The sequence below is a fragment of the Streptomyces cupreus genome (assembly GCF_014257025.1).
Lineage (GTDB): Bacteria > Actinomycetota > Actinomycetes > Streptomycetales > Streptomycetaceae > Streptomyces > Streptomyces cupreus.
Window position 1 is genome coordinate 1 of record NZ_JACMSF010000169.1, and the last position, 1,160, is coordinate 1,160.

Annotated in this window: 1 protein-coding gene; it reads left to right on the top strand. The window is 66.2% G+C overall.

Going from position 1 to position 1,160, the window contains the following annotated elements; genetic code table 11:
* Nucleotides 1–38 precede the first annotated feature (38 nt).
* On the top strand, nucleotides 39–1,160 hold the full coding sequence (locus H4N64_RS44130; RefSeq protein ID WP_186288256.1) for an IS630 family transposase: 1,122 nt from the start codon (nucleotides 39–41) through the stop codon (nucleotides 1,158–1,160).

Below are 1,160 nucleotides of genomic sequence, written 5' to 3' on the forward strand. Positions count from 1 at the left end.
CTAGTGTCCTGCGCCAGTAGTTGATCGTTAGTTGGTGTGTGACTTCTACTGCTGGTGCGTCAGTTCCTCGTCGGGGCCCGAAGCTGGAGCCGTTGCTGCTGTCCGCGGAGGAGCGGGCGGAGTTGGAGCGGTGGACGCGTCGGGCGACATCGGCCCAGGCGCTGGCCTTGCGGGCGCGGATTGTGCTGGCGTGTGCGGGGCCGGAGGTGCCGCCGATCGTCGCGGTCGCCCGGGATCTGCGGGTGGCCGCGGACACGGTGCGCAAGTGGCGGCGGCGTTTTCTCGCCGAGAGGCTGGACGGGCTGGTCGACGAGCCCAGGCCGGGCCGGCCGCCCACCATCAGCGTCGATCAGGTGGAGGCGGTGGTGGTCACCACGCTGGAGCAGCTGCCGAAGAACGCCACCCACTGGTCCAGGAAATCGATGGCGCAACACAGTGGTCTGTCGAAGTCCACAGTCGGCCGCATCTGGCGGCAGTTCCAGCTCAAGCCGCATCTGGCGGACACCTTCAAGCTGTCGACGGATCCGTTGTTCGTGGAGAAGGTCTACGACGTCGTGGGGCTGTACTTCAATCCGCCCGAGGGGGCGGTGGTGCTCTCGGTGGACGAGAAGTCGCAGATCCAGGCGCTGGACCGGTCCCAGCCCGTGCTGCCGATGATGCCGGGCATGCCCGAGCGGCGTACCCACGACTACGTGCGCAACGGCCTGACCACCTTGTTCGCCGCGTTCGATGTCGCCACCGGCGAGGTCATCACGGCCCTGCACCGCCGGCACCGGGCCGCGGAGTTCAAGAAGTTCCTGATCCGGATCGACAAGGAGGTGCCCGCGCACCTGCAGATCCACTTGATCGTGGACAACTACGGCACCCACAAGACTCCCGCGATCAAGGCCTGGCTGGTCAAACACCCGCGGTTCGAGCTGCACTTCACCCCGACCGGCTCCTCCTGGATCAACCAGGTCGAGCGGTGGTTCGGCTACCTGGCCCACCAGATGATCCGCCGCGGCGCACACAAGAACATCCAGGCCCTGGAAGCCGATATCCGGGCCTGGGTCAAGGACTGGAACGAAGACCCCAAGCCGTTCATCTGGACCAAGACAGCCGAAGAGATCCTCGACTCCCTCGCCCGCTTCTGCCGACGGATCTCTGGCGCAGGACACTAG